General features: G+C 54.1%; 9 protein-coding genes. 6 read left to right on the top strand and 3 right to left on the bottom strand.

Annotation, left to right across the window (positions count from 1 at the left end; translation table 11 throughout):
• The coding region (locus F454_RS16785) for an IS110 family transposase (protein ID WP_425481061.1) at nucleotides 1-139 on the bottom strand (139 nt) is incomplete at its 3' end.
• Between the two features lie 448 nt (nucleotides 140-587).
• On the bottom strand, nucleotides 588-1,169 hold the full coding sequence (locus F454_RS0113200; RefSeq protein WP_018971130.1) for a hypothetical protein: 582 nt from the start codon (nucleotides 1,167-1,169) through the stop codon (nucleotides 588-590).
• Between the two features lie 681 nt (nucleotides 1,170-1,850).
• Between F454_RS0113200 and rpmB the strand changes: the two genes are divergently transcribed.
• Nucleotides 1,851-2,114, top strand: coding sequence for a 50S ribosomal protein L28 (gene rpmB, locus F454_RS0113195; RefSeq protein WP_018971129.1), 264 nt, complete (start codon nucleotides 1,851-1,853; stop codon nucleotides 2,112-2,114).
• Between the two features lie 22 nt (nucleotides 2,115-2,136).
• Here the strand turns inward: rpmB and F454_RS16445 are convergent, their stop codons facing one another.
• Entirely contained in the window at nucleotides 2,137-2,298 is a 162-nt protein-coding gene (locus F454_RS16445; protein ID WP_018971128.1) for a hypothetical protein, read from the bottom strand.
• Here F454_RS16445 and trpC point away from each other — a divergent pair.
• The 5 genes from trpC to rsmB all read left to right on the top strand — a co-directional run bounded on the left by trpC (nucleotide 2,297) and on the right by rsmB (nucleotide 6,535).
• Complete coding sequence (trpC, locus tag F454_RS0113185; protein WP_018971127.1) at nucleotides 2,297-3,088, top strand: indole-3-glycerol phosphate synthase TrpC; 792 nt, start codon at nucleotides 2,297-2,299, stop codon at nucleotides 3,086-3,088. The genes F454_RS16445 and trpC overlap by 2 nt on opposite strands.
• Nucleotides 3,089-3,176: 88 nt before the next feature.
• On the top strand, nucleotides 3,177-4,310 hold the full coding sequence (gene thiH, locus F454_RS0113180) for a 2-iminoacetate synthase ThiH (protein WP_018971126.1): 1,134 nt from the start codon (nucleotides 3,177-3,179) through the stop codon (nucleotides 4,308-4,310).
• Between the two features lie 30 nt (nucleotides 4,311-4,340).
• Nucleotides 4,341-4,547 (top strand): sulfur carrier protein ThiS, encoded by a 207-nt coding sequence (gene thiS, locus F454_RS0113175; RefSeq protein ID WP_018971125.1) that lies wholly within the window; start codon nucleotides 4,341-4,343, stop codon nucleotides 4,545-4,547.
• A gap of 39 nt (nucleotides 4,548-4,586) precedes the next feature.
• Nucleotides 4,587-5,246, top strand: a complete 660-nt coding sequence (locus F454_RS15265) for an HD domain-containing protein (RefSeq protein WP_018971124.1) — start codon at nucleotides 4,587-4,589, stop codon at nucleotides 5,244-5,246.
• A complete protein-coding gene (gene rsmB / locus F454_RS0113155; protein ID WP_083913038.1) occupies nucleotides 5,195-6,535 on the top strand; it encodes a 16S rRNA (cytosine(967)-C(5))-methyltransferase RsmB in 1,341 nt (446 codons plus the stop codon). Before F454_RS15265 ends, rsmB begins: the two co-directional genes overlap by 52 nt.
• Nucleotides 6,536-6,608 lie beyond the last annotated feature (73 nt).

The raw sequence follows: 6,608 nt of genomic DNA, 5'->3' as shown, positions 1-6,608 counted from the left end.
AAAGCCGGCGTAGGCTCTCACGATGATTGGTAATTGAGCGTTGCTCTAGCGTTTCGCCAGCTTGGTCAAGGATGCAGATAGCGTGAGAACGATCTCCAAGATCGATTCCGATCGTATGAGTGGGAATGTGGTATTTCATAGGGTGAGAAGCATAGCAGAAAACGGTTCAATGTACCGTCTTCACCTTCTCATTCTATCTTGTTAGCCAAGTTTGGTGAAATAGGATTTCGTCGCCAGGTAAAGAATTAAGGCGAAAGCTCCAGACCAATGCTCTAGTGATAACCCCATAAAAAATACACACAGTGCGACATGCTGTGTTTGCTCACCTTTTTCAGACGATGTGGTTATTCCTATTAGGTATGCTAAACCTCCAATATATAGGAGTAGATGACTAGTTATGATCGATGCGAGATTCCTAAAAACGATCGTTATGTCATCTGACTGAATGAATATTTGAAGGATTAGAAGTGTGAATATAATTGCTACGGATGATTTCATTGGTTTGGTATTTTTAGGCTAACGTAGAGATGTCTCAAGACTGTAGCGCGGAGCGCGAAAGGAATTGAGACGATCGACTGGTTCACGCTTTAGTTTAATGCTGTTATGATGATCCCTAGACAGAGGAGGAGTGCTGATAGTAATCCAGTAAGTGTGGTCCAGTAGAATACAAAGTGCCACGTCGATATTCGGGAGATGTTATGCTCTTCTTTTGTCTCTTCGACCTCCTCTTTCCTTTTCAGGAATTCGTCCACATCACCCAAATATAGATTAGCATCGGACTTCAGTGCATTCGCTTTCTTCATCTGTGAGAAGATTTCGTCGAATAGGTATACAAGTGCAGATGCGATTATGAGAAATACTGACCACATTGCCAATGGTTGGGGGATAACTTCTCTTAAGCTTGTCCAGACCGCTAAGAACGCACCATAACCAATGACAGTAATGAGATTCGTATATTTTGAGTGCTCTTCGAAGCTAGTAGATGTCACGTGTCTCCAATGCTCCATCTTTATTTGATGGGCATCCTTTTTGTGCTCATCTTCATTTATCTCTGAATCGAGGATGTCTAGCAAATGCTCAAGTTTGTCTAGAGACGTTTCCTTTGATCCGTCAGTTCGCGCCTGTCGGATTTCGTGACGGATATCGATGATTACATCTCTTGCTTTCATTTAATTCTGTGAACAGTTATGTACACCCGCCGAACATTTGTTCGGTCGGAGTGCTACGCAAGGTCTAACAGCGGAGCTGATTTTAACAAGTGCCTTTTGCTTGGGTCAATCCATCAAACTAGCAGGTAGAGAAGCCAATTTCGTGGAGTAACCCGCTAACGGCAGAGAGTGGCATGAGCTGGCACAGCAGTGGCTTGGGAGCGAGCCAGGATCATCCCCCCCACCGATGAGGGATTGGGAACCCTTGCATCATGAACACTCAGGCTACCATCACGCTGCTCCACACACGGAACACTGCACCATCGGTGAAAACTCGGGGTTTTGTGCCACTCGATTCCGAAAGTAGAGCCGCTCCCACCCCCGCAGGACATGAGTAGGTAGATCCCCCCCGCATCCACCAGTCGGCAAAACCAGCGCTGCGCACGTCTGTTCACGTGGTATCTAGTCTGTGCGGCCCCCACGCGTCCGGCAGCACACACACCCATGGAGCCTAGTGCCCCACAAATACCCAGATGGTTCCTTCCTCTGATCCTCTTGACACGTAAAACTTGAGGCATGAAACTGCGGGAGCACCTCTCTCCTAGCCCCCCTTGGCAATGGATTCGAGAATTACACAATAAATTCCTTGACCCGATCATCCGTAGGTGTTTATCTCCGCGCCCACAACAATCTTTCAGAATTATGGCAAAAGTATGTAGCATCCGCGGATCCAAGGTACGCGTAGGTCGCAAGATCCACCGTTCCGGTCTCGCTAAGAAAAAGGGCGGTATCGGTCGTCACGTGACCAAGACCGTGAAGCGTAAAGTATCACCAAACCTTCAGACAAAGCGTATTTTCGTTCCTGAACTCGACCGCTACGTACGCGTTAAGCTTAGCGCAAAGGCGATCAAGACCATCAACAAGAACGGCGCATACGCAACACTCAAAAAAGCAGGCATCATCTAGGCCTAGCTTCGAGTTTAAGTTTTTAAAAGCGACGCACCCCATCGGGAGCGTCGCTTTTTTTGTACCCATCAACAATGAAGGTGTAAGAAGTCGCTAATTCACGGAAGAATGCCGCATGATCCCGATTGACCTCGACCTCGACACCTGCCACATTCTCGCCCGTGGACAAATTGACTGAAATCATGAACTACAAGCGGACTGAGATCGAGTCCGTGATCCCGCGCATGTCAAAGCTCAAGGCAGCCGCCTTGGAGCGCAATGAGTTCCGCGGGTTCCGCAGCGCACTTGATCTAGGGCCAGACCAGCTCAGCATCATTGCAGAAGTCAAAAAAGCATCGCCGTCAGCGGGCGTGATCGACCCCAATTTTGATCCCATTCGCCAGGCGCGCATGTACATCGATGGGGGTGCCAACTGCATGTCCATCCTCACCGATGAGAATTACTTCCAAGGCCACCTCAGCTACCTCGCACGCATCGCTCAGGAGTCCCCAATCCCCTGCCTCCGCAAAGACTTCATGGTACACGAAGTGCAGATCTATGAAGCCGTGGTTTCCGGCGCCGACGCCATCCTCCTCATCGTTGCGGGACTCACCGATGAAGAATTGAAAAAGCTCTACGACATCGCCCGCACCTTCCAGCTCGATGTTCTAGTAGAAGTACACAACCTTCCTGAAATGGAACGCGCGCTCGACCTCGGTGCCGACCTTATCGGCATCAACAACCGCAACTTGAAAACCTTCACCACCGACCTCGCGACCACAGAGCAGCTCGTGGATGAGGTACCAGATGAAGTCCTCCTCGTATCAGAATCCGGCATCAAGACCCCTTCTGATGGCCAACGCGTGCTCAACGCAGGGGCCAATGCACTCCTCATCGGCGAATCCCTCATGCGAGCCAACAACCCAGCAGAGGGCATTCAGTCATACCTCGACCTACGCGCCCAGGCCAGCGAAGAAGGCATCATCGAAGCCTAGGCTTCCATCAGCAGAAAAAACCCAAGGCCCCGACTCCCCCCCCTAGCTTTCATCAAGCCGGCACTCCACATTCCACACTTCACGCACCTTGTCATTCGTAGACACATTCAACCAACTCGACACCCATCGCTCAGCCTTGCTGCGCAAGTTTGAGCGACTCATCACCCCCACCAGCAACGAGCAACTCGAAGCGATGGCGGCAGAGGCTAGCCAAATCACCCAGCGCAACTTTGGCAAAACCATGCGCCTGTTTGCCCCGCTCTACGTGTCCAATGAATGCATCAACAATTGCAGCTATTGCGGCTTCTCTCGCGACAACCCCATCCTGCGCACCACCCTCACCATCGAGCAGGTCGTCACCGAAGCCCAACACCTCCACAAGCTCGGCTTCCGCAATATCCTACTCGTCGCTGGTGAGCACCCAAAATTTGTCTCCGACGGCTACCTCCAGCAATGCATCGATGCCATCAAAAGCTTCATCCCCACCGTGGCCATCGAAGTCGGCCCGATGGAGGACCACCAGTACGCTGAAATCGTAGAACACGGAGGCGAAGGACTCATCGTCTACCAAGAAACTTACCAGCGTGAAGTCTACGCAACACTCCACACCGCAGGACCCAAGAAAAACTTCGACTGGCGTCTCGAATGCCCCGAGCGCGCCTACGCCGGAGGCTTCCGCCGCATTGGCATCGGCGCCCTCTTCGGACTAGCCCCATGGCGCAAGGAAGCCCTCGCCCTCGCCGCCCACCTCGAATACCTCTACAAGCATTGCTGGAAAGCCAGCTTCAGCGTCGCCTTCCCGCGCATGCGCCCTTACGCAGGCAACTACCAATACAGCCCAGACCCAGAGCTCTTCCTCGATGATCGCTCATTCGTCCAGCTCACCACCGCCTTCCGCATCTGCTTCCCCCACGTCAATATCGTCCTCTCCACACGCGAGCCCGCTGCCATGCGCAACGCCATGATCCCACTCGGCGTCACCCACATGTCCGCAGGATCCCAGACCGAGCCAGGCGGCTACACCGGCGCCGGCCACGATGACCTCCACCTCACCGTCAAGGGCCGCCGCGTCGAAATCGATGAACGCAAACCATGCCAAAAGGCAACCGAGCAATTCACCATCGACGACAAACGCAGCGCCGCAGAAATCGCCCAATTGCTCCAAAATAAAGGCTACGAAGCCGTCTGGAAAGACTGGGATGAAGCCATTCTCAACACCTAGATAGCCTCTATTCACGCACCCGCACGAGCCATGAGCGATTCACTCCAAGTCAACGGCACAGCACACCCGCTGCCCACCCAGAAAACTGTGACAGGATTACTTAAAGATCTTGGTCTCGAAGGAAAACCTGTTGTAGTAGAACGCAATCAATCTGCGCTCTTCCCGCGTGACTACGACACCGTCTCGCTCAAGCCAGGCGACTCCATCGAAGTGATCACCATCGCTGCAGGGGGCTAGCAATCAACCAGAGCTCGGTTTCACACAAAGAACAAGAATTTGGTATCCAAAGAATACATCACCGTAGCACTGCAATTGCGCTGGCAAGAATTTGCCCAGCGCTGCCAGTTGCCGCAGCCAGAAGCTATCTGGGATGCCATTGCCACCCTCTACTCTGAGGAAGAACGCGCATACCACAACCTCCACTACATCCACGATTGCCTAGAGAAATGGGACGCCTGGCCGAACAAGCCCGAACAAGAAGCCGCCCAGTACATCGAACTCGCACTCTGGTTTCACGACATCATCTACGATAGCCGCCGCGCCGACAACGAAGAGGCCAGCGCCGCCCTCCTCAGCCACTTCATCAAAGACCACCCACTTTGCACCGAAACCATGGCACTCATCCTCTCCACCCGCCACCGAGACACCGAAGGCATGCGCTGCGAGGAAATCCTCTGCGACATCGACCTCTCGATCCTCGGCGCACCCACTGAGCAATACCAACGCTACGCCCGCGCAATCCGCCAAGAATACGCATGGGTGCCAATAGAAAACTTCGCCCCAAAACGCAGTAAAATCCTCGAAAACTTCCTCAACCGCGAATCAATCTTCCACACCGATCACGCGAAAAAGCTTTGGCAAACTCAAGTCCCCAGCAACCTTGCATGGGAAATCAACGAGCTCAAGCAAGCGGTGGACCACGAACTAAACTCCTAAGCATCCACCGCCCACACACCACACCCACGAAACACTTGCAGATGACCACCAACACGCGACGACTCGCCGCCGAAGCCCTCGAACAATGGCACGCAGGCCACCACTACGCTGAGTCCCTCATCGACCATGCTGCGCGCAAGCATAAGCTCAGCCGCGAAGACCGCAATCTTCTCAACGCCCTCGTCATTGGCAGCATCCGCAACCAACGCCTGCTCGACCACTGGATCGCCCAACTCCGCGATGGCGATATCGACCTCCAAGTGCGCTGCCACCTCCGCGTCGGCCTCCTACAACTCTACATCCTCGGCCTCCCAGACCACGCCGCAGTCAATGAAACCGTGGATTCTGCACGCAAAGGGATCCGCGGACTGATCAATGCAGTACTGCGCCGCGCCATCCGCGAACGCGAGCCCCTCCTCGACAGTGTCGAAGCACTCCCAGCACCCGTCCGCCTCTCACACCCAGACTGGCTGGTCAATCGCTGGACCTCGCAATGGGGAGCTGAAATGACCGCATCCCTTCTGGATTGGAACCAGAAATCCTCACTCACCAGCTTCCGCAGCAACCCCCTCAAGCCAGAGGCACAAGAGACACTCGACGCATCCGAGCTCGCCGTCAGCATGCCCGATCACCCGGGATTCTACATCACCAAGAAAGGCCTCCCACCCAGAGACTGGATCGAAGAGGGCCTCATCTACATCCAAGACCCCGCCACCACCCACTCAGTCAAACTCCTCGCCCCTAGCGCAGGAGAAACCGTGCTAGATGCCTGCGCCGCCCCAGGGGGGAAAGCGACTCAAATCGCCGCCGCCATGCGCAACACAGGCAAGCTCCTCTGCACCGACTCCAATGAAAAGCGCCTTCCTCGCCTGCAACGCAACCTTGAGCGCCTCGGCATCGAGATCTCAAGCACCGCCGCCTTCGATTGGACGCAAGCCCCACCCTCAGAATGGCACCAGCGCTTTGACGCCATCCTTCTCGATGTCCCATGCTCCAACACCGGCGTGATGCGCAAACGCATCGATGCTCGCTGGCGCATGACCCCGGAAAACATCACACAAGTCGCCGAGATCCAATCCAAAATCCTCAGCAACGCCGCCCAATGCCTCAAGCCAGGCGGCCGCATCGTCTACTCCACCTGCTCGATCGAACACGAGGAAAACCAAGAGCAAATCTCCAGATTCCTAGCGGCATACCCGAACTTCGAACTCAAGCAACAACAAGCAATCCACCCGGCCACACACCAAACCGACGGCGCCTACGCCGCCCTTCTCGTCAAAGCTCCCTAAGCGAGCCACCGACCACCTCCAGCGAAGCCCCACATCGCCAATAAAAACTACATTTCACAGTTGATGACTAGGG

The sequence above is a fragment of the Rubritalea marina DSM 17716 genome, assembly GCF_000378105.1.
Classification (GTDB): Bacteria; Verrucomicrobiota; Verrucomicrobiia; order Verrucomicrobiales; family Akkermansiaceae; genus Rubritalea; species Rubritalea marina.
The sequence above is the reverse complement of the archived record's forward strand: the minus strand, read 5'-3'. Positions and strand labels throughout refer to the sequence as shown.

What these genes read in the sequence shown, in the direction of transcription:
- F454_RS0113200 (WP_018971130.1), bottom strand. Translation starts at nt 1,169, where the DNA reads ATGAAAGCAAGAGATGTAATCATCGATATCCGTCACGAAATCCGACAG.
- rpmB (WP_018971129.1), top strand. Translation starts at nt 1,851, where the DNA reads ATGGCAAAAGTATGTAGCATCCGCGGATCCAAGGTACGCGTAGGTCGC.
- trpC (WP_018971127.1), top strand. Translation starts at nt 2,297, where the DNA reads ATGAACTACAAGCGGACTGAGATCGAGTCCGTGATCCCGCGCATGTCA.
- F454_RS16445 (WP_018971128.1), bottom strand. Translation starts at nt 2,298, where the DNA reads ATGATTTCAGTCAATTTGTCCACGGGCGAGAATGTGGCAGGTGTCGAG.
- thiS (WP_018971125.1), top strand. Translation starts at nt 4,341, where the DNA reads ATGAGCGATTCACTCCAAGTCAACGGCACAGCACACCCGCTGCCCACC.
- rsmB (WP_083913038.1), top strand. Translation starts at nt 5,195, where the DNA reads ATGGGAAATCAACGAGCTCAAGCAAGCGGTGGACCACGAACTAAACTC.